This is a genomic window from Roseibium sediminis (assembly GCF_008711325.1).
GTDB lineage: Bacteria > Pseudomonadota > Alphaproteobacteria > Rhizobiales > Stappiaceae > Roseibium > Roseibium sediminis.
Map to the genome: position 1 here is coordinate 1 of NZ_VXDB01000097.1, position 744 is coordinate 744.

Annotated in this window: 1 protein-coding gene; it reads left to right on the forward strand. The window is 58.9% G+C overall.

Annotated features, from left to right (window positions below; genetic code table 11):
- Positions 1-91: 91 nt before the first annotated feature.
- Positions 92-744, forward strand: a 653-nt coding sequence (locus tag F0155_RS23225; RefSeq protein ID WP_150526937.1) for an IS110 family RNA-guided transposase, incomplete at its 3' end; no start/stop codon positions are given.

Consider the following 744-nt stretch of genomic DNA (forward strand, 5'->3'; position numbering starts at 1 on the left):
ACAAGTTGATGGTGTGGACAGCTCCACCATCCGGCATCGTGATGTGCCATGTTGGCGTTGTTGAACCCAACAGTGGGAAGGAGCTGTCCACATGCAAATTACAACACTCGGGATCGATTTGGCCAAGTCCGTCTTTCAGCTTCATGGCGTTGATGCTGACGGCAAGATTGTTTTCAGAAAGAAGGTTCGGCGCGGTGCGTTCCTCGACATGTTGTCGGGTCTCGCGCCTTGCCTGATCGGCATGGAAGCTTGCGCCACCAGCCATTACTGGGCGCGTGAGATTGCCGCGCTCGGTCATGAAGTGCGACTGATCCCGCCCGCTTACGTCACACCATATGTGAAGCGGCAAAAGAATGACATGGCCGATGCAGAGGCGATTTGCGAAGCCGTTACCCGGCCGAACATGCATTTCGTCGCGATCAAGTGCGCCGATCAGCAGGCGGTTCTGATGCTGCATCGGGCGCGGGACCTTCTGGTCCGCCAGCGCACCATGCTGATCAACGCGCTACGTGCCCATCTGGCGGAATTCGGGATCGTTGCGGCCCGTGGTGCGCACAAGCTGCGCGACCTGTGTGGAAAGCTTCAGGGAGACCACCTCGACATTCCTGATGTGGCACGGGTCGCGCTGTTGTCGTTGGTCCGGCAGATGGAGGGACTGGAGGACGAGATCGTCGGACTTGATAGCAAGATACAAGCCTGGCATCGCAGGAGCGAGGTCAGTCAGCGGCTGGCCACGATCCCGGG